The organism is Pseudomonas nabeulensis (assembly GCF_004682045.1).
Classification (GTDB): domain Bacteria; phylum Pseudomonadota; class Gammaproteobacteria; order Pseudomonadales; family Pseudomonadaceae; genus Aquipseudomonas; species Aquipseudomonas nabeulensis.
In genome coordinates, this window is the sequence record NZ_QUZT01000066.1 from 17863 (window position 1) to 36948 (window position 19086).

A 19086-nucleotide genomic window follows, 5' to 3' on the forward strand; every position below is an offset into this window, starting at 1 on the left:
GTGGGTAGGGTGCAGCCTATCGCACCAATATAGTGCGGTTTTGTGAAGGTTGTTCAGTAACCGTGAATTCTCTGGGTGTACACAAAATGTGGGAGGGGGCTTGCCCCCGATAGCGGTGTATCAGTCCCAGGTGTTGTGTCTGACCCTCTGCTATCGGGGGCAAGCCCCCTCCCACATTTTTAATTGGGTTCACAGTTTTCCAAGGCAAAAAAAAAGACCTCCCGAAGGAGGTCTTTTTTGTCACGCCACGTTAAGCAGCGCTACCGGATCAGCAGCTGTAGTACAGCTCGTATTCCAGTGGGTGTACGAAGGTGCGGACCTTGATTTCTTCTTCGCTTTTCAGGGCGATGTAGGCATCGATAAAGTCGTCGCTGAACACGCCGCCTTTGGTCAGGAACGCACGGCCCTTGTCCAGCTCTTCCAGGGCTTCTTTCAGGCTGCCGCACACTTGTGGGATCTCTTTGGCCTCTTCAGGCGGCAGGTCGTACAAGTTTTTGTCGGCGGCGTCGCCTGGGTGGATCTTGTTCTGGATGCCGTCCAGGCCAGCCATCAGCAGTGCTGCGAAAGCCAGGTATGGGTTGGCAGCCGGGTCCGGGAAGCGCGCTTCGATACGACGGCCGCGTGGGCTGTTGACGTAAGGAATACGGATCGACGCGGAACGGTTACGGGCCGAGTAGGCCAGCATGACCGGCGCTTCGAAACCTGGTACCAGACGCTTGTAGGAGTTGGTGGCCGGGTTGGTGAAGCCGTTCAGGGCCTTACCGTGCTTGATGATACCGCCGATGAAGTACAGGGCAGTTTCCGACAGGCCGGCATAGCCTTCGCCAGCAAAGGTGTTCTTGCCATCTTTGGCGATGGACATGTGTACGTGCATGCCCGAACCGTTGTCGCCGTACAGAGGCTTCGGCATGAAGGTCGCGGTGCGGCCGTAGGCGTCAGCAACGTTGTGCACAACGTACTTCAGGGTTTGAACTTCGTCGGCTTTCTTCACCAGGGTGTTGAACTTGACGCCGATTTCGTTCTGGCCAGCAGTTGCCACTTCGTGGTGGTGAACTTCAACGACCTGGCCCATTTCTTCCAGTGCGTTGCACATGGAGGTACGGATTTCGTGGTCGTGGTCGAACGGAGGAACCGGGAAGTAGCCGCCTTTGACGCCTGGACGGTGGCCTTTGTTGCCGCCTTCCACGTCCTGGTCGGACATCCACGAGCCTTGCTCGGAGTAGATCTTGAACATCGAACCGGAGATGTCGGACTTGAACTTCACTTCGTCGAAGATGAAGAATTCTGGCTCTGGGCCGGCGAAGACGGTGTCACCGATACCGGTGGTCTTCAGGTATTCCTCGGCACGGTGAGCGATGGCGCGCGGGTCGCGATCGTAACCTTGCATGGTCGACGGTTCGATGATGTCGCAGACCAGGATCAGGGTCGGCTCTTCGGTGAACGGGTCCAGCACGGCAGTTTCGTCGTCCGGCAGCAGGATCATGTCGGAGGCTTCGATGCCTTTCCAGCCAGCGATGGAGGAACCGTCGAACATCTTGCCGACTTCAAAGAAGTCGTCTTCCAGCGCGTCGCGAGCCGGCATGGTCACGTGGTGCTGAGTGCCTTTGGTGTCCGTGAAGCGCAGATCAATCCATTTAACGTCATGATCTTTGATGAGTTGAACCGACTTCGACATAGTGTCCTCCGGGTGGCTTCGGGCTGGGGTAGTGGAGTTAGCCCTTAGAATGTGGGTGATGCCGGCGCGGATACTCCGCCATGGCAACCTGCCTCACAAGAGAGCAAATTGCATGCCAGTGCGCCAACATGGGTTTTTTGCTCCAAAAACGCCCCTATAAAGGTGCATTGCGACAAAAGCCAAAAAATCGCGCACCGCAATGTGGCGAAATTGCCCGTCGGCGCACCTGTTTGGTGCGTGTCGACATCGATGCATATTAACTGGTTAAACCTTGAGCGATTTCCGCTATAATCCGCGCCCCCCTTTTTCAGCAGGCCCGGCGCGCGCTGTTTCCATGAAATTAATCGTAAAAGTCTTCCCCGAGATCACCATCAAAAGCCGACCGGTACGGACGCGTTTCATCCGTCAATTGGCCAAGAACATCCGTGCCGTGCTCCGAGACCTGGACCCGGCTGTGGTGGTGAACGGCGTGTGGGACAACCTCGAGCTGGAAACCCGCATCACCGACGCCAAAGCCTTGAAGGACATGACCGAGCGCCTGAGCTGCATGCCGGGCATCGCGCATTTCCTGCAGGTCGATGAATACCCGCTGGGCGACTTCGACGACATTACCGAGAAGTGCAAGCAGCACTACGGCAGTGAGCTGGAAGGCAAGATCTTTTCGGTGCGCTGCAAGCGTGCCGGCAAGCACGCGTTCAGCTCGATGGACGTTGAGAAATACGTCGGCAGCAAGCTGCGTCGCGAGTGCGGCGCCGCCGGAATTTCCCTGAAAGCGCCGCAAATTGAAGTGCGCATGGAAATTCGCGACCAACGGTTGTTTGTGATCCACAGCCAGCACAACAGCATCGGCGGCTACCCGCTGGGCGCCCTGGAACAGACCCTGGTATTGATGTCCGGCGGTTTCGATTCCACGGTGGCGGCGTATCAGATCATGCGTCGCGGCCTGATGAGCCACTTCTGCTTCTTTAATCTGGGTGGGCGTGCACACGAGTTGGGCGTGATGGAAGTTGCGCACTTTATCTGGAAGAAGTACGGCAGCTCCCAACGCGTGCTATTTGTAAGCGTACCGTTCGAGGAAGTGCTGGGGGAAATCCTCGGTAAAGTCGATAACGGTCATATGGGCGTGGTATTGAAGCGTATGATGTTGCGCGCCGCGTCGCAGATTGCCGACCGCTTGCAGATCGACGCGCTGGTCACTGGCGAGGCGATCTCCCAGGTGTCCAGCCAGACGCTGCCCAACCTGTCGATCATCGACTGCGTCACCGAGAAGCTGGTGCTGCGCCCGCTGATCGCCAGCCACAAGCAGGACATCATCGACCTGGCAGAAGAAATCGGCACCGCCGACTTTGCCAAGCACATGCCCGAATACTGCGGGGTCATTTCGGTGAACCCCAAGACCCACGCCAAGCGTCACCGCGTGGAGCATGAAGAGAAAGAATTCGACATGGCGATTCTGGAGCGTGCGCTCGAGAACGCCAAACTGGTGCCGATCGATCGCGTGATCGACGAATTGGGCCAGGATGTGAAGATCGAAGAAGTCAGCGAAGCCCTGGCCGGCCAGATCGTCATCGACATCCGTCACCCGGATGCTGCTGAGGATGAGCCGCTGGAAATCGCCGGCATCGACGTGCAAGCGCTGCCGTTCTACGCACTGAACGCGCGTTTCAAGGAACTGGATAACAGCCGTCAGTACCTGCTGTATTGCGACAAAGGCGTGATGAGTCGCCTGCATGCCCACCATTTGCTCAGTGAGGGGCATGCCAATGTGCGCGTTTATCGACCGAGCTAAGAGCCCGGGGCTGTTTGCCTGTGGCCTGCGTCACCGGCCCCCCGACTCTGCCGTCAAGCTGTAACGGCAAGGCCTGACTCTACTGTTAATCGCTGCCACGACCTGTCAGCACACCGAATCCTCTGATCGAGATACACAAGTGATCGAAAATCTACGTAACATCGCCATCATTGCTCACGTTGACCACGGTAAAACCACCCTGGTAGACAAACTCCTGCGTCAATCCGGCACCCTGGAGCGCAACGAGCTCAACGACGAGCGCGTGATGGACTCCAACGACCAGGAAAAAGAGCGCGGTATTACCATCCTGGCAAAAAACACTGCCATCAACTGGAACGGCTACCACATCAACATCGTGGACACCCCGGGCCACGCCGACTTCGGCGGCGAAGTAGAACGCGTAATGTCGATGGTTGACTCCGTTCTGCTGCTGGTTGATGCCCAGGACGGCCCTATGCCGCAAACCCGTTTCGTGACCAAGAAGGCGTTCGAAGCCGGCCTGCGTCCAATCGTGGTCATCAACAAGGTTGACCGTCCAGGCGCGCGTCCGGACTGGGTTCTGGACCAGATCTTCGACCTGTTCGACAACCTGGGTGCCACCGAAGAACAGCTGGACTTCAAAGTCGTCTACGCCTCGGCCCTGAACGGCATTGCCGGTCTGGACCACACCGACATGGCTGAAGACATGACCCCGCTGTACCAGTCGATCGTCGACAACGTACCTGCGCCGTCTGTTGACCGTGACGGTCCGTTCCAGATGCAAATCTCCGCACTGGACTACAACAGCTTCCTGGGCATTATCGGCGTTGGCCGTATCGCCCGTGGTCGCGTCAAGCCGAACACTCCGGTTGTGGCTATCGACGCCGACGGCAAGAAGCGTAACGGCCGAATCCTGAAGCTGATGGGTCACCACGGTCTGCACCGTGTAGACGTTGAAGAAGCAGCTGCTGGCGACATCGTGTGCATCAGCGGTATGGACTCGCTGTTCATCTCCGACACCCTGTGCCACCCGGACACCGTCGAGGCGATGAAGCCTCTGACCGTTGACGAGCCAACCGTTTCCATGACCTTCCAGGTAAACGACTCGCCTTTCTGCGGTAAAGAAGGCAAGTTCGTGACTTCCCGTAACATCAAGGAACGTCTGGACAAAGAGCTGCTGTACAACGTTGCACTGCGCGTTGAAGAAGGCGACTCGGCTGACAAGTTCAAAGTATCGGGCCGTGGCGAGCTGCACTTGTCCGTACTGATCGAAACCATGCGTCGCGAAGGCTTCGAAATGGGCGTTGGTCGTCCAGAAGTGATCATCCGCGTTGTTGACGGTAACAAGCACGAGCCGTTCGAAAACGTGACCATCGACACCCCTGAAGAATCCCAGGGCAAGGTCATGGAAGAGATGGGCCTGCGTAAAGGCGACCTGACCAACATGGTGCCGGATGGCAAAGGCCGTGTACGTCTGGAATACAACATCCCTGCTCGTGGTCTGATCGGTTTCCGTAACCAGTTCCTGACCCTGACCAACGGTGCTGGCATCCTGACCTCGATCTTCGACCGTTACGACGTGATGAAGTCCGGTCAAATGTCCGGCCGTCAGAACGGCGTTCTGGTATCGGTAGAAACCGGCAAGGCGCTGACCTACTCCCTGGAAACCCTCCAGGCGCGTGGCAAGCTGTTCGTTGAACACGGTCAAGAGGTCTACAACGGCCAGATCGTTGGTCTGAACAGCCGTGACACCGACATGGGCGTCAACCCAACCAAAGGCAAGAAGCTCGACAACATGCGTGCTTCGGGTAAAGACGAAACCATCGCTCTGGTTCCACCTGTTCGCTTCACCCTGGAACAGGCCCTGGAATTCATCCAGGACGACGAGCTGTGCGAAGTTACGCCTAAGTCGATCCGCCTGCGTAAGAAGATCCTGGACGAAGGCGAGCGTACCCGCGCTGCCAAGAAAGCCAAGAACTGAGTTAACTCAGGCTGAATGAAAAACGCCCCCGGTCGAAAGGCCGGGGGCGTTTTTTTGTGCCTGCTGTTTGTGTGTTGCCTGTGCCGGCCTCAGCGGGGGCAAGCCCCCTCCCACATTTTGACCGCGCTGCCGATCAGTGTGGGAGGGGGCTTGCCCCCGATGAGGCCCTCAAGCCCACCACAAAACCTGGATCAGAACTTATCGAGCGTGCGGAACTTGGTCTCACGCACCACTTCTTTGGGCTTATACGCGCAATACCCCGGCCGCGGCCCGATCTTCGGGTGGTTGCGGCAGGTATCCGGGCGCTTGTCATAAATAGTGCAGAAGCGCGTCTTACGATCCAGGAACAGGCAATCGTTATTGCTCATGCGCTGCAGGGTGAAAATCTCGGACTTGGAATTGAAACGCTCGACGATGCCTTCCTTCTGCAACCGCTTGGCGATGTTCTTCGCCGGGTCGCCCAGCTCGAACTCATCGACCAGACCAATGCGGATCAGGTCCTTGACCTTCACTTCGACCGGCAGCGTGCAGCAGCTGGACACGCAGCCGCCGCACATGTGGGCGGAATATTTCTGCCAGGTCTCTAGACGGTCGAGTTCCGCGGCGGCGATCAGTTGAGGCTTCATCAGGGTTCCAAAAGGTGGGGCTGTATCCGGGCGCGCGATCATACCGGGATTGGTGATTTTTTGAACAATATTTTCGAGTTTTCATCTTCAAGCCTGTTCAGGCACGGCCAATGCATCAAACCCCGGCAGGGGGCAATGCGTTAAAAAAGTGCCGAACCAGAGCGTCTACCGTCTGTCAGACCGACTAGGCTCTAGCCACTCCTTCACTCTCGCCCGAGGTTGCACCGATGTCTCAGGAACCGCTTGCACGAGAAGCAGAGGTAGCCGCATTCCGCGATGCCGTCTTGACCAAACTCACCTACGCGGTGGGCAAGGACCCGGATCACGCCTTCGACCACGACTGGTTCGAAGCCATTGCCCTGGCCGCGCGCGACCAGATGGTCGATCACTGGATGGACCACACCCGGCGCATTTACCGCAAAGGCCAGAAGCGGGTGTATTACCTCTCCCTGGAGTTCCTGATCGGCCGTTTGCTCTACGACAGCCTGAGCAATCTCGGGGTGTTGGAAATTGCCCGCGAAGCGCTCTCGGAGTTGGGTGTCGACCTTGAACGCATCCGTCTGCTGGAGCCCGACGCGGCGCTGGGCAACGGTGGCCTGGGCCGTCTGGCGGCGTGCTTTATGGAAAGCATGTCGACCCTGGGCGTGGCCGGCCACGGTTATGGCATCCGCTATGAACACGGCCTGTTCCGCCAGGCGATTGTCGATGGCTGGCAACAGGAACAGACCGAACACTGGCTGGATTTCGGCAACCCCTGGGAATTCGAACGCCCTGAAGTGGTGTACCCCATCGGCTTTGGCGGCAGCGTCGAAACCCTGGCGGATGCTTCGGGCAAGATGATCCAGAAGTGGACCCCCAACGAAACCGTACGCGCCATCGCTTACGACACCCCGGTCGTCGGCTGGCGCGGTGCCAGCGTGAACACCCTGCGCCTGTGGCGTGCCCGCGCCGTGGAGGACCTGCACCTGGAGCGCTTCAACGCCGGTGACCATTTGGGCGCCGTTGCCGAAGTGGCCCGCGCCGAGAGCATCTCCCGGGTGCTTTACCCGGCCGACAGCACCGAAGCAGGGCAAGAACTGCGCCTGCGCCAAGAGTACTTCTTCGTCGCCGCCTCCCTGCAAGACCTGCTGCGCCGTCATAAAAACATGCACGGTTCGGTACTGAGCCTGGGCGAGCATGCCGCGATCCAGCTCAACGACACCCACCCGTCCATCGCCGTGGCCGAATTGATGCGCCAACTGGTGGACCTGCACGACATCCCATGGGAAGCCGCGTGGGACGTGACGGTTGAAACGCTGTCCTACACCAACCACACGCTATTGCCCGAAGCCTTGGAAACCTGGCCCGTCGGCCTGATGGAACGCATGCTGCCCCGGCACATGCAGATCATCTACCTGATCAACGCCCAACACATCGACTCTTTGCGGGCCAAAGGCATCCACGATTTTGACGTGTTGCGCGCCGTGTCCCTGATCGAAGAAGACAACGGCCGCCGCGTGCGCATGGGCAACCTGGCGTTCCTCGGCTCCCATAGCGTCAACGGTGTGTCCGGTTTGCACACGCAGCTGATGCGCAGCACGGTGTTTTCCGAACTGCACAAGCTCTACCCGGAGCGTATCAACAACAAAACCAACGGCATCACCTTCCGCCGCTGGCTGTACCAGGCCAATCCCAAACTCACCGAGATGCTGGTGGAAGCCCTGGGCCCGGACATTCTCGACAAGCCCGAACAGCGCCTGGTGGAACTTGAACCGTTCGCCGAGAAGCAGGCATTCCGCAAAGCCTTTTCCGAACAGCGCCTGCACAGTAAGCGGGCACTGGCGGACATCATCCACGAGCGCCTGGGCATTTCGGTGAACCCGGCGGCGATGTTCGACGTGCAGGTCAAGCGCATCCACGAGTACAAGCGCCAGTTGCTCAACCTGCTGCACACCGTGGCGCTGTACCAGGCGATCCGTGCCGAACCGGGCACCGACTGGGTGCCGCGGGTGAAGATCTTCTCGGGCAAGGCGGCGGCCAGTTATCACCAGGCCAAGCTGATCATCAAGCTGACCAACGACATCGCCCGCACCGTCAATAACGACCCGACCGTACGCGGTTTGCTCAAGGTGGTGTTCCTGCCCAACTACAACGTCAGCCTGGCGGAAAGCATCATCCCGGCGGCGGACTTGTCGGAGCAGATTTCCACCGCCGGCTTCGAAGCCTCGGGCACCAGCAACATGAAGTTCGGTCTCAACGGCGCGCTGACCATCGGCACCATGGACGGCGCCAACGTGGAGATGCACGAGCGGGTCGGTGCCGAGCATATGTTTATCTTCGGTTTGAGTGCCCAGCAGGTAGAGGCGCGCAAACATGCCGGGGAATTCAATGCCGGTCCGGATATCGCCGCGTCCCATCGCCTTAACGATGTGCTGCAAGCGATTCGCGGCGGGGTGTTCTCGCCGGATGATCCGGGCCGTTATGTGGGCTTGATCGATGGGTTGATCGACTACGACCGTTTCCTGGTGTGTGCTGACTTCGACTCATACTGGGACGCTCAGGCGCGGGTTGAAGCGCATTGGCATGATGCCAAGGCGTGGTGGCGTTCGGCGGTGCTGAATACTTCAAGGATGGGCTGGTTCAGTTCCGACCGGACCATCCGCGAATACGCCACCGAGATCTGGAAAGCCCTCGACTAAACACCGCAATAACAAAATGTGGGAGGGGGCTTGCCCCCGATAGCAGTCGTCCAGTCGACATTTCTGTTAACTGACACTCCGCCATCGGGGGCAAGCCCCCTCCCACATTATTACTGCGTCGATATACTAGGCCCCGGTTTGCTTAGGGATATCGACCATGCAATGGATTTTCATGCTGATTGGCCTCGCGCTCGGCTGGACACTCGATGAGTCGTTCAGTGATGCGGGCATTGGTGCGCTGCTGGGTTTGGGCGTGGGTCAAGCCATTCGCCTGTCGCAACTAGCGACACAGGCCCACAAGCAGGCAGTTCAGCTGGAAACCACGCAAAAGGCGCTGATCGCGCTGGGTGACCGCTTGCGGCAGCTGGAAGTGCCGGGTCCAGCGAGCAGTGTCGTTGTCGAACCCTCCATTCCCGAACCCACACCCGTAGCCAAAGCCCCCGACCTTGTCTGGGAGCTGCCTGTCGATTTGCAGCCCACAGCCGTGGTCGCTGAAGCCAGCCAACCGCTACCGGCGGATGTATGGGCCCCGGCATCCAAGCCGCGTGTTGAACAAACGGCTACCCCCCGCGAACCCGATTTAGTTCAACGTGCCGTCAACGCTGCGCGCAACTGGCTGCTGGGCGGTAATACCGTACTGCGGGTCGGCGTGGTGTTGTTGTTCCTCGGCCTGGCGTTCCTGCTGCGCTATGCCACCGAAGGCATGGTGGTGCCGATTGAATTGCGTTACGCCGGTGTTGCGGCGGCGGCCCTGGGTTTATTGGGCTTGGGGTGGTGGCTGCGGCTGCGCAACAGCAATTACGGCTTGATGCTGCAAGGCACCGGGATCGCGGTGTTGTACCTCACGGTGTTTGCCGCGATGCGCCTGCACCCGTTGATTGATCCAGGCGCGGCGTTTGGTTTGCTGGTGGCGGTCACGGTGTTCTCGGCGATCCTGGCGATTACCCAGGATGCGCTTGGGCTGGCCTGCGCGGCAGCACTTGGCGGTTTTGCCGCGCCGATTTTGGCGTCCACCGGTGCAGGCAGCCATGTAGCGTTGTTCAGCTACTTTGCGTTGCTCAACGCGGGCATCCTCGCCATCGCCTGGTTCAAGGCCTGGCGCCCGCTCAATGTGATCGGCTTCGTGGGCACGTTCGGCATTGGTTTTGCCTGGGGCGCGCGCGCCTACACACCGGAGCTGTTGTGGAGCACCGAGCCGTTTTTGATTCTGTTCTTTGTGATGTACCTGGCCATCGGCCTGTTGTACGCCCGGCGCAAATTGCTGGAGACGGGCGAGGGTGAGAGTCTCGGTGCGCAACTGCGCAAAGGCGATTACGTCGATGGCACGTTGCTGTTCGGCCCGCCGCTGGTGGGCTTCGGCTTGCAGTTCGCGCTGGTGCAACACCTGGAGTTCGGCGCCGCGTTCAGTGCGTTGAGCCTGGGGATTATCTACATGGTGCTGGCCCGTTTGCTCAGTGGCGGGCGCACGGCGTTGCTGGGGGAAACCTGCCTGGCGCTTGGCGTAATCTTCGCCAGCCTCGCCATACCGTTGGGCCTGGATGCGCGCTGGACGGCTGCGGCGTGGGCGGTTGAGGGCGCGGGGATCTTCTGGCTGGGCATGCGCCAGCACAAAGCGGTGGCGCGGATTTTTGCCTTGTTGCTGCAAATGGGGTCGCTGCTTGCCTTCCTCAGTGAGTTGCGCGGTGGCCAGGACACGTTGCTGGAAGGGCCGCCGTTGGGCGCGTTGCTGCTGGGTGCTGCGCTGCTGTTCACGTTTTATCAAGTGCACAAGGCCGGACCGGAACAAACCCGGCGTTGGGAGCGAATGGCCGCGCCATGGCTTGCCGTCCTCGGCCTTGGTTGCACGTACTTGCTGGCGCCGCTGTTATTTTCGACCCAAGGCAGTGTGATCAGCTGGACGTCGGTTGGCCTTGCGAGCCTGTGGGCCGGCCAGCACATCGGCTCGCCAGCGGTCGTGCGCTGCGGTATCGCCGTGCAAGTGCTGGCCGGTGCGCTGTTTGCGCTAGACCCTGTGAACAACGCGTGGACGCCGCTGATCATCGCCTTGGCGGCAATGATCGGCGCCTGGCGCTTGCCCCGTGGTCGTTTGTCCGCAGGCCTGCTGGCCTGGGGTGTGGCGTGGTGGGCGTTGGCGGTGATCATTGAAGTGTGGCGCTCGGCTCCAACGGCGTTGCACGCCTCGCTATTGCTACTGGCGGCTGCGCTGAGCGCGATGATCTGGACGGCGTTGGCGCTAGGTCTGCGCTGGGTGGCGCTAGGGGTGGCCAGTACGTTGCTGATGCCCGCGGCGGCGCTGGTGGTGTATGGCGTGTGGACCGAGTACTACCACCCGGCTGCACAGTTTGGCTGGCTGGCCTGGTTGGCGGTGTTCGGCGTGCATTTCATCACGCTGCGGCGGTTGGCGGCGTTGGTGCCGGAAAAAGTGTTGAGCGCGGCCCACGTGCTGGGCTGCTGGATGCTCATCGGTGTGCTGGCGCTGGAGCTGCGTTACGGCCTGCTGTTGCTGTCGAGCGAATACAACGCCTGGCGCTGGCTGGGCTGGGCGATTCTGCCCAGCCTGTACCTGGTGTTGGCCGCCGCGCCGCGCAGTTGGCCGTGGCCGGTGTCGGCGCAGCCAAGGGAATACCGCGTACTCGCAGCATTGCCGCTGGCTGCGTTGATGCTCGGCTGGTTCTGGCTTGCCAATACCTTCAGTGATGGCACCGCCGAACCGCTACCCTATGTGCCGCTGCTCAATCCGCTGGATCTGGGCTTACTGTTCGCGCTGCTGGGCGTGTACCTGTGGGCACGCAGTGTTGCGCCACAGCGCGAACTGATTGCCCAGGGTGTGGCGGGGCTGTCGTTGTTTGCGTTCTTTACCGCGTTGGTCATGCGCACCGCACACCATTGGGGCGGCGTGCCGTTTCACTTGGATGCCTTGCTCGAATCGATGCTGGTGCAGGCAGGCCTGTCGATTGTGTGGACGCTGATCGCCCTCGGCCTGATGATCGGTGGCCACCTGCGTCACCGTCGCGAAGTGTGGCTGATTGGCGCGGCGTTGATTGCCGTGGTGGTGGCCAAGTTGTTCTTCGTCGAGTTGAGCAACCGTGGCGGGCTGGCGCGGATCGTGTCGTTTATCGGTGTGGGCGGGCTGCTGCTGGTGGTGGGCTACTTTGCACCGCTGCCGCCCAAGCGCGTTGAAACTGAGGGGGTGCCGTCTTGATGGGCAAGCTGAGTCTGAGTGGGTTGGCATTCTGGATGCTGTGTTCAGCAGCCCATGCACAGGAAGCACCGGCGGATTTCGCCACTCAAGTGCCCTTGGCGATCAGCGGCAACGGCCCCTGGTATCGCCTGGCGTTGCCATTGGCGGTGCAATTGAATGCCCGCCAGGCCGATCTCGGTGACGTGCGCGTATTCAATGCGGCGGGCGAGCCCCAGGCCTATGCGCTGTCGCGCCAATCGTCGCAACACACGGAAAGCCGCACGGTCACCGACGTGAAGTGGTTCCCGCTGTATGCCGCCGACACCCGCGAAGCCGTGCCGGGTGTGGTGATGAAAGCCACTACCGATGGCACGTTATTGGAAATTCGCCCGTCCTCGACCAACGGCCAGCAGGTGCTGCGCGGATGGGTGTTGGATGCCAGTGCGATCAAGGCACCGTTGCAGCAACTGACCCTCGATTGGAGCCAAGAGCAGGACGGTTTCCAGCGTTTCAGCATCGAGGCCAGCGATGACCTGCAACATTGGCAGGCGTGGGGCGATGGGCAAGTGGCGCGTTTGTCGTTTGCCGACGAGCGGGTTGAGCAGCATGACGTGAGCCTGCCGGGGCAATCGGCGCGTTACCTGCGCCTGGTGTGGCTGGGCCAGGCGGCGCCGCAGCTGACGTCGGCCAAGCTGGTCAGCGCCACCCGCAGCCGTCTGCCGCTGCCGTTGGTGTGGTCGCCGCCCGTGGCGGGGGCGCGGCTCAAGGCAGGGGAATACAGTTGGCCGTTGCCCGCCGGGCTGGGCATCGAGCGCGTGCGTATCGAGCTGAAACAACCCAACACCCTGGCGCCAGTGACGCTGTCCGGTCGTCGGGATGACAAACAGGCCTGGCAGCCGCTGAGCAATGGCTTGCTCTATCGCCTGAGCCAAAACGGCCAGGACGTGGTGCAGGATGAGTTGCAACTGCCGGGCCTTGCCGTTACCGAACTCAAGTTGCACGTGGACGAGCGCGGCGGTGGCCTGGGCGTCGACGCGCCGACCCTGCGCTTTGCCGTGCGGGCCACCCAGTTGGTGTTCCTGGCGCGAGGCGAGCCGCCGTTTACCCTGGCGCTGGGAAATGCGTCGGTCAAAGCGGCGAACCTGCCGCTCTCGACCTTGATCCCTGACTACACGGCCGAACGTCTCCAGACGCTGGGGCAGGCCACGGTCGAGGGGGAAATGGTCGTCACATCGCCCACGGTTGCGCAGGCCGGGCCGAACTGGAAAAAACTCGGCCTTTGGGCGGTGTTGCTGCTCGGCGTGGCGGCACTTGGCGCCATGGCCTACAGTTTGCTGCGCAAGCCGCCGGTGGCACGTTGAATAAAGCCCATGAACTCTATTGGGTTTAAATCCTCTGATAGGAGGAAATACGCCCCGACTCGCGTTAAACTGCGCGGGTTTTTCAAGCCCCCCATTCTCCGGAGCCTTACATGTCCCGCGTTACCTTGAGTCGCTATTTGATTGAGCAGACCCGCAGCAACAACACGCCTGCCGATCTGCGCTTCCTTATCGAAGTGGTGGCGCGTGCTTGCAAGGAAATCAGCCACGCCGTGTCCAAAGGCGCACTGGGTGGTGTCCTGGGCAGCATGGGCACTGAAAACGTGCAAGGCGAAGTGCAGAAGAAACTCGACGTGCTGTCCAACGAGATCCTGCTCGAAGCCAACGAATGGGGCGGTCACCTGGCCGGCATGGCGTCCGAAGAAATGGACAATGCCTACCAGATCCCCGGCAAATACCCGAAAGGCGCCTACCTGCTGGTGTTCGACCCACTGGACGGCTCGTCCAACATCGACATCAATGCGCCGGTCGGCACCATCTTCTCGGTACTGCGTTGCCCTAACGAATACCTGAGCCAGAACGAAGCCCTGAACGAAAACGCCTTCCTGCAGCCAGGCACCAAACAGGTCGCTGCCGGCTACGCGATCTACGGCCCACAGACCATGCTGGTGCTGACCCTGGGCGACGGCGTCAAAGGCTTCACCCTGGACCGCGAGATGGGCAGCTTCGTGCTGACCCACGAAGACATCTCGATTCCTGCGTCCACCCAGGAGTTTGCGATCAACATGTCCAACCAGCGCCACTGGGAAGAACCGGTGAAGCGCTACGTCAACGAGCTGATGGAAGGTGAAGAAGGCCCGTTGAAGAAGAACTTCAACATGCGCTGGGTCGCGGCGATGGTCGCTGACGTACACCGCATCCTGACCCGTGGTGGCCTGTTCATGTACCCACGTGACAGCCGCGAGCCGTCCAAGCCGGGCAAACTGCGCTTGATGTACGAAGCCAACCCGATGTCCTTCCTGGTTGAACAAGCGGGCGGCGCGTCCACCGACGGCCACCAGCGCATCCTCGACATCCAGCCGGAAGGCCTGCACCAGCGTGTGGCGGTGTTCCTGGGTTCGAAGGAAGAGGTTGAGCGTGTGACGGCGTATCACAAGAAGTAAGATTTTGAGGTAACAAAAAAGCCCCGAAATGCCGTGAGCACTTTGGGGCTTTTTTATTGCATCAGGTTCCTTAGCAACAGCGCCTGCAGATTTTTTCGAGTGTCGGCGATGATGTGGACGTAGATGGTCTGATCTCGGATTTCGTAGATGATCCGATTCATTCCGCTGACAACTTGTCGATATTGGCTGAGGTTCAATCTCTCGATTTCTTCGGGTATCGAGCCAGCGTAGGGCTGGGTTTCGAGGCGACGCATTGCTTGTTTTAATGCGTCATACGACTGTTGCCAGGTCGCTGTCGAGAACTGCCGGGTAAGGTATGACTTGATGTCTTTAAGATCGTGTTTTGCCGAGTGGAGAATCACAATCTTGAATGTCATTGAGCGTCGTCCTTGTCCAGCTCGGCGAACACGTCCTCCATATCCTGGAACTGCCCCAGTTCAATCTGCCGGTTGCCCAAGGCCAACAGCTTTAACAGGGCCATAGTTTCTGCTTGTTCCTCAAAACTCTTCACATCCATTACTACCAGTTTTGCTTCACCGTTTTGCGTGATAACTAGCGGCTCACGGCTCTCTGTGAGTGTTTTGACGATCTCAGCGGTATGGCTTTTAAGGTAGCTAATCGGTTTTATCTGTGATGAAAATTTCATGGAGTGGCCTCTATCTGGTGATGGGACTGATTTTAGTCTTTATTCAGTCTTGCGGAGAAGGCGCCCGATGAAAGGTTGGTATTCGCTCATCAGAAACACGCTGGAAAAAGACCAGTTCACACAAAAAATAAATACCACCCCCTATCGGGAACCAGACACCCCTTTTCCCTTCTAAGCTTCTGGCAGATACCCACGCTGCTTTGTCCCTCCAGGAGTTTTTCCATGTCGTTACGCCGTCTTGCCTTGCTGACTTTTTGCGTGCTGTTGGCCGCTTGCAGCAAGGTCAACCAAGAAAACTACGCAAAACTGTCGGCTGGCATGGCCAAGGCCGAGGTGGAGTCGTTGTTGGGTAAGCCGACCGATTGTTCCGGCGCGCTGGGCATGTCCAGTTGCACGTGGGGCGATAAAAACAGCTTTATCAGCGTGCAGTACGCCGGTGACAAAGTTCTGATGTTTTCCGGGCAAGGCCTGAAGTAAACCGGGGCGCGAGCCTACGGGAGAAGAAGAATGATGCGTTTTGTTTTGTTCCTTTGCGCCAGCCTGTTTTTGGCAGGCTGTGCCAGCCATTCTGGCGATGATCTGCAGCCCAAGACAGTCAGCAGCGTCAACCTCAAGCGTTACCAGGGCACTTGGTATGAGTTGGCCCGATTGCCGATGTACTTCCAGCGCAACTGCGCCCAGTCCGAAGCCCGCTACACCTTGCTGCCGGATGGCGATATGTCGGTGTACAACCGCTGCCTGACCAGCGAATGGAAGTGGGAAGAAGCCAAGGGCACGGCCACGCCGCAAGTGCCGGGCAAGACCGACAAGCTCTGGGTGGAATTCAATAACTGGTTCACCGCGTTGCTGCCGGGCGTCGCCAAGGGCGATTACTGGGTGCTGTATGTCAGCGATGACTACAAGACAGCGATTGTGGGCAGCCCAAGCCGGCGGTACATGTGGATCTTGTCGCGCACGCCAACAGTCAACGCAGACACCCGCGAAGACTTGCTGAGCAGGGCGCGGCAGCAGGGGTATGACACCACGCGGTTGATCTGGCGTACGTCGGACAAGCAGATGGCCAAGACCTCGCAGTAACCCTGAGTTAACCGAGATCAAAATGTGGGAGGGGGCTTGCCCCCGATAGCAGTGGGTCAGTCAATACATTCATGACTGGACCACCGCTATCGGGGGCAAGCCCCCTCCCACATTTTTAGCCGAGTAAATCCTCAAGAACTTGACTGAACGCCCGGCTACTCTCTTCCTCGCCGTCATGACGCCCATCCCGCACCACCCACTTCCCGTTCACCAGCACGTCCCGCACCTGCCGATCCCCGCCAGCAAATAACCAGCGATTGAGAATTCCGTCCCCGGTTGCCGTCGCCAGGTACGGATCATTGCCGTCCAGCACAATCCAATCCGCACGCTTGCCGACTTCCAGGCGCCCAATCGGCTGGCCCAGCGCCTGGGCGCCGCCCTCCAAGGCCGCGTCAAACAGCGTCCGCCCCACCATCGGCTGATCGCTGCGATACAAGCGATTACGCCGTTGATCACGCAACCGCTGGCCATATTCCAGCCACCGCAGTTCTTCCACCACGCTCAATGACACATGACTGTCGGAGCCAATCCCCATCCGCCCGCCCTGAGCCAGAAAATCCACCGCCGGGAAAATCCCGTCGCCCAGATTGGCCTCGGTCGTCAGGCACAAACCGGCAATCGCGCGGCTTTTTGCCATGCGTGTCACTTCATCCGCGTCGGCATGGGTGGCATGCACCAGGCACCAGCGTTCATCCACTTCTACGTTGTCATACAGCCATTGCAGGGGGCGCTTGCCGCTCCAGGCCAGGCAGTCGTCGACTTCCTTTTGCTGCTCAGCAATGTGGATATGCACCGGGCAGGCCTTGTCGCTGGCGGCCAGCACGGCCTGGATTTGATCCGGGGTCACCGCACGCAGGGAGTGAAAACACAGACCCAATTGCTGCGCAGGTTGTGCGGCGAGGATGGGTTTCAGCTGTGCTTGCAGGTCCAGATAGTGTTCAGTGCTGTTGATAAACCGCCGCTGCCCGTCATTCGGCGCCTGGCCGCCAAAGCCTGAGTGGGTGTAAAGCACTGGCAACAACGTCAGGCCAATCCCGCTGCTGGCGGCGGCCTGGCTGATCTGCCGCGACAACTCGGTGCGGTCAGCATACGGCTGGCCGCTGACGTCGTGATGCACATAGTGAAACTCCGCCACCGAGGTGTAGCCGGCCTTGAGCATCTCGATATACAGCTGACGGGCGATGACCTGCAGTTGCTCCGGGTTGATCTTGCCGACCATGCGGTACATCAGGTCGCGCCAGGTCCAGAAACTGTCATTCGGGTTGCCGGCCACTTCGGCCAAACCGGCCATGGCGCGCTGGAAAGCATGGGAGTGCAAGTTCGGCATGCCCGCCAAAACCGGACCTTTCAGCCGCTCGGCGCCCTCTGCACTGGCATTGGCCTCAACCTTTGCCAGCCGGCCATCGGCGCTGACTTCAAGACGTACATCACGGGCCCATCCACTAGGCAGCAGCGCGCGTTCGGCAAAAAAAGCGGACATGTTCAGGTCACCCCGGTCGTGTGTTTATTTGTATATACATATACAGACGTTTGCCTGCTCGGTAAACTCCGGCAATCTATGCATCTTTTCCCTCTGCAAGGATTCCCCGTGCCGACTCCGCCCGCCAACTCTTCGCTGGCTGCCCACATGGACGAAAGTCCGGCGCCCTTGTATGCCCGCGTCAAACAGATGATCAGCCAGCAGATTCTCAACGGCAACTGGCCGCCCCATTACCGCGTCCCTTCCGAGAGCGAGTTGGTCAGCGAGTTGGGTTTCAGCCGCATGACCATCAACCGCGCCCTGCGTGAACTCACTGCCGAAGGCTTGCTGGTGCGCATGCAAGGCGTCGGCACCTTCGTGGCCGAGCCCAAGAGCCAGTCGGCGCTGTTCGAGGTGCACAACATTGCCGATGAGATCGCCTCCCGCGGTCATCGGCATACCTGCCAGGTCATCCACCTGGGCGAAGAAGCTGCCGGTTCCGAGCGTGCTGTCGCCCTGGAAATGCGTGAAGGCGGGCGGGTGTTCCACTCGTTGATCGTGCACTTCGAAAACGACATTCCTGTGCAAATCGAAGACCGTTTCGTCAACGCCCTGGTTGCGCCGGAATACCTGCAACAGGATTTCACCCAGCAAACTCCTTATGCCTACCTGAACCAAGTGGCGCCCCTGACCGAAGGCGAGCACGTGGTTGAAGCGATCCTGGCCGACGCGTCCGAGTGTGCGCTGTTGCAGATCGAACCCACCGAGCCGTGCCTGTTGATTCGCCGGCGCACCTGGTCGGGCCGCCAGCCGGTGACCGCTGCGCGGTTGATCCACCCCGGTTCCCGTCACAGCCTGGAAGGACGTTTCAGTAAATGAGTGCCGTGAAAGTCTGGCGCGCCGCCGACTACGTGCGCATGCCGTGGAAAAACGGCGGCGGCAGCACCGAAGAAATCACCCGCGATGCCGGCACCGGCCTGGATGGTTTTGGCTGGCGCCTGTCGATTGCCGATATCGCCGAATCAGGCGGCTTCTCCACCTTCGCGGGCTACCAGCGGGTGATCACCGTGATCCAGGGCGCAGGCATGGTGTTGACCGTGGATGGCGAGGAACAGCGCGGCTTGTTACCGCTGCAGGCGTTCGCGTTCAAGGGCGACAGCCAGGTGTCGTGCCGCTTGATCACCGGGCCGATCCGCGATTTCAACCTGATCTATTCGCCGGTGCGTTATCACGCGCGGTTGCAGTGGATTGATGGGGAGCAGCGGTTTTTCACCACGGCGCAGACGGTGTTGGTGTTCAGCGTGGCGGATGAGGTGAAGGTGCTGGAGCACAAGCTCGGCCATCACGACTGTCTGCAAATCGACGGTAACACCGGCCTGTTGGACATCTGCGTAGCTGGCCGCAGCTGCATCATCGAACTGACCCAACTCGGTTAAAAAATGTGGGAGGGGGCTTGCCCCCGATGGCGGTGTATCAGTTGGCATATCTATTGACTGACCCACCGCCATCGGGG

Annotated in this window: 15 protein-coding genes; 10 read left to right on the forward strand and 5 right to left on the reverse strand. The window is 59.8% G+C overall.

Annotated elements, in window-relative coordinates:
* Positions 1 to 268: 268 nt before the first annotated feature.
* Positions 269 to 1675, reverse strand: a complete 1407-nt coding sequence (gene glnA, locus DYL61_RS25555) for a glutamate--ammonia ligase (RefSeq protein ID WP_135310647.1) — start codon at positions 1673 to 1675, stop codon at positions 269 to 271.
* Positions 1676 to 2009: 334 nt separating this feature from the next.
* On the opposite strand from glnA, the gene thiI reads away from it, so the two are divergent.
* Both thiI and typA read left to right on the forward strand, forming a co-directional pair.
* The gene (thiI, locus tag DYL61_RS25565) at positions 2010 to 3464 is read left to right on the forward strand and encodes a tRNA uracil 4-sulfurtransferase ThiI (protein WP_135310649.1); all 1455 of its coding nucleotides are present in this window, start codon (positions 2010 to 2012) and stop codon (positions 3462 to 3464) included.
* Positions 3465 to 3603: 139 nt separating this feature from the next.
* Positions 3604 to 5424 (forward strand): translational GTPase TypA, encoded by a 1821-nt coding sequence (gene typA, locus DYL61_RS25570; RefSeq protein ID WP_135310650.1) that lies wholly within the window; start codon positions 3604 to 3606, stop codon positions 5422 to 5424.
* Positions 5425 to 5615: 191 nt separating this feature from the next.
* On the opposite strand, the gene DYL61_RS25575 is transcribed toward typA, so the two are convergent.
* The gene (locus DYL61_RS25575) at positions 5616 to 6050 is read right to left on the reverse strand and encodes a YkgJ family cysteine cluster protein (RefSeq protein WP_135310651.1); all 435 of its coding nucleotides are present in this window, start codon (positions 6048 to 6050) and stop codon (positions 5616 to 5618) included.
* Positions 6051 to 6277: 227 nt separating this feature from the next.
* Here DYL61_RS25575 and DYL61_RS25580 point away from each other — a divergent pair, with 227 nt between their 5' ends.
* From DYL61_RS25580 to DYL61_RS25595, 4 genes are all read left to right on the forward strand, one after another.
* Positions 6278 to 8728, forward strand: coding sequence for a glycogen/starch/alpha-glucan phosphorylase (locus tag DYL61_RS25580; RefSeq protein WP_135310652.1), 2451 nt, complete (start codon positions 6278 to 6280; stop codon positions 8726 to 8728).
* Between the two features lie 157 nt (positions 8729 to 8885).
* Entirely contained in the window at positions 8886 to 11930 is a 3045-nt protein-coding gene (locus DYL61_RS25585) for a DUF2339 domain-containing protein (RefSeq protein ID WP_135310653.1), read from the forward strand.
* Complete coding sequence (locus DYL61_RS25590; protein ID WP_135310654.1) at positions 11930 to 13270, forward strand: DUF3999 domain-containing protein; 1341 nt, start codon at positions 11930 to 11932, stop codon at positions 13268 to 13270. The genes DYL61_RS25585 and DYL61_RS25590 overlap by 1 nt, the downstream gene beginning before the upstream one ends.
* A gap of 110 nt (positions 13271 to 13380) precedes the next feature.
* Positions 13381 to 14391: a class 1 fructose-bisphosphatase gene (locus DYL61_RS25595; protein ID WP_105697715.1), complete on the forward strand. Its 1011-nt coding sequence runs from the start codon at positions 13381 to 13383 to the stop codon at positions 14389 to 14391.
* Positions 14392 to 14444: 53 nt separating this feature from the next.
* On the opposite strand, the gene DYL61_RS25600 is transcribed toward DYL61_RS25595, so the two are convergent.
* Positions 14445 to 14768 carry a type II toxin-antitoxin system RelE/ParE family toxin gene (locus DYL61_RS25600; protein ID WP_135310655.1) on the reverse strand — a complete coding sequence of 108 codons (324 nt, stop codon included), beginning with the start codon at positions 14766 to 14768 and terminating at the stop codon, positions 14445 to 14447.
* Complete coding sequence (locus tag DYL61_RS25605) at positions 14765 to 15037, reverse strand: type II toxin-antitoxin system Phd/YefM family antitoxin (protein ID WP_003171142.1); 273 nt, start codon at positions 15035 to 15037, stop codon at positions 14765 to 14767. Before DYL61_RS25605 ends, DYL61_RS25600 begins: the two co-directional genes overlap by 4 nt.
* Before the next feature lie 222 nt (positions 15038 to 15259).
* Between DYL61_RS25605 and DYL61_RS25610 the strand changes: the two genes are divergently transcribed.
* Positions 15260 to 15514: a hypothetical protein gene (locus tag DYL61_RS25610; RefSeq protein WP_105697716.1), complete on the forward strand. Its 255-nt coding sequence runs from the start codon at positions 15260 to 15262 to the stop codon at positions 15512 to 15514.
* A gap of 30 nt (positions 15515 to 15544) precedes the next feature.
* Positions 15545 to 16114 (forward strand): lipocalin family protein, encoded by a 570-nt coding sequence (locus DYL61_RS25615; RefSeq protein WP_135310656.1) that lies wholly within the window; start codon positions 15545 to 15547, stop codon positions 16112 to 16114.
* A gap of 115 nt (positions 16115 to 16229) precedes the next feature.
* Here the strand turns inward: DYL61_RS25615 and DYL61_RS25620 are convergent, their stop codons facing one another.
* On the reverse strand, positions 16230 to 17594 hold the full coding sequence (locus DYL61_RS25620; protein ID WP_135310657.1) for a formimidoylglutamate deiminase: 1365 nt from the start codon (positions 17592 to 17594) through the stop codon (positions 16230 to 16232).
* A gap of 147 nt (positions 17595 to 17741) precedes the next feature.
* Here DYL61_RS25620 and hutC point away from each other — a divergent pair, with 147 nt between their 5' ends.
* Both hutC and DYL61_RS25630 read left to right on the forward strand, forming a co-directional pair.
* Positions 17742 to 18452 carry a histidine utilization repressor gene (gene hutC / locus DYL61_RS25625; protein WP_374956525.1) on the forward strand — a complete coding sequence of 237 codons (711 nt, stop codon included), beginning with the start codon at positions 17742 to 17744 and terminating at the stop codon, positions 18450 to 18452.
* On the forward strand, positions 18449 to 19009 hold the full coding sequence (locus DYL61_RS25630; RefSeq protein WP_135310658.1) for a HutD/Ves family protein: 561 nt from the start codon (positions 18449 to 18451) through the stop codon (positions 19007 to 19009). Before hutC ends, DYL61_RS25630 begins: the two co-directional genes overlap by 4 nt.
* Positions 19010 to 19086 lie beyond the last annotated feature (77 nt).

Coding starts and splice junctions, on each gene's coding strand:
- glnA (WP_135310647.1), bottom strand. CDS start 1,675: ATGTCGAAGTCGGTTCAACTCATCAAAGATCATGACGTTAAATGGATT.
- DYL61_RS25595 (WP_105697715.1), top strand. CDS start 13,381: ATGTCCCGCGTTACCTTGAGTCGCTATTTGATTGAGCAGACCCGCAGC.
- thiI (WP_135310649.1), top strand. CDS start 2,010: ATGAAATTAATCGTAAAAGTCTTCCCCGAGATCACCATCAAAAGCCGA.
- DYL61_RS25610 (WP_105697716.1), top strand. CDS start 15,260: ATGTCGTTACGCCGTCTTGCCTTGCTGACTTTTTGCGTGCTGTTGGCC.
- DYL61_RS25615 (WP_135310656.1), top strand. CDS start 15,545: ATGATGCGTTTTGTTTTGTTCCTTTGCGCCAGCCTGTTTTTGGCAGGC.
- DYL61_RS25575 (WP_135310651.1), bottom strand. CDS start 6,050: ATGAAGCCTCAACTGATCGCCGCCGCGGAACTCGACCGTCTAGAGACC.
- DYL61_RS25605 (WP_003171142.1), bottom strand. CDS start 15,037: ATGAAATTTTCATCACAGATAAAACCGATTAGCTACCTTAAAAGCCAT.
- DYL61_RS25620 (WP_135310657.1), bottom strand. CDS start 17,594: ATGTCCGCTTTTTTTGCCGAACGCGCGCTGCTGCCTAGTGGATGGGCC.
- DYL61_RS25630 (WP_135310658.1), top strand. CDS start 18,449: ATGAGTGCCGTGAAAGTCTGGCGCGCCGCCGACTACGTGCGCATGCCG.
- DYL61_RS25585 (WP_135310653.1), top strand. CDS start 8,886: ATGCAATGGATTTTCATGCTGATTGGCCTCGCGCTCGGCTGGACACTC.
- DYL61_RS25600 (WP_135310655.1), bottom strand. CDS start 14,768: ATGACATTCAAGATTGTGATTCTCCACTCGGCAAAACACGATCTTAAA.
- DYL61_RS25580 (WP_135310652.1), top strand. CDS start 6,278: ATGTCTCAGGAACCGCTTGCACGAGAAGCAGAGGTAGCCGCATTCCGC.
- DYL61_RS25590 (WP_135310654.1), top strand. CDS start 11,930: ATGGGCAAGCTGAGTCTGAGTGGGTTGGCATTCTGGATGCTGTGTTCA.
- hutC (WP_374956525.1), top strand. CDS start 17,742: ATGGACGAAAGTCCGGCGCCCTTGTATGCCCGCGTCAAACAGATGATC.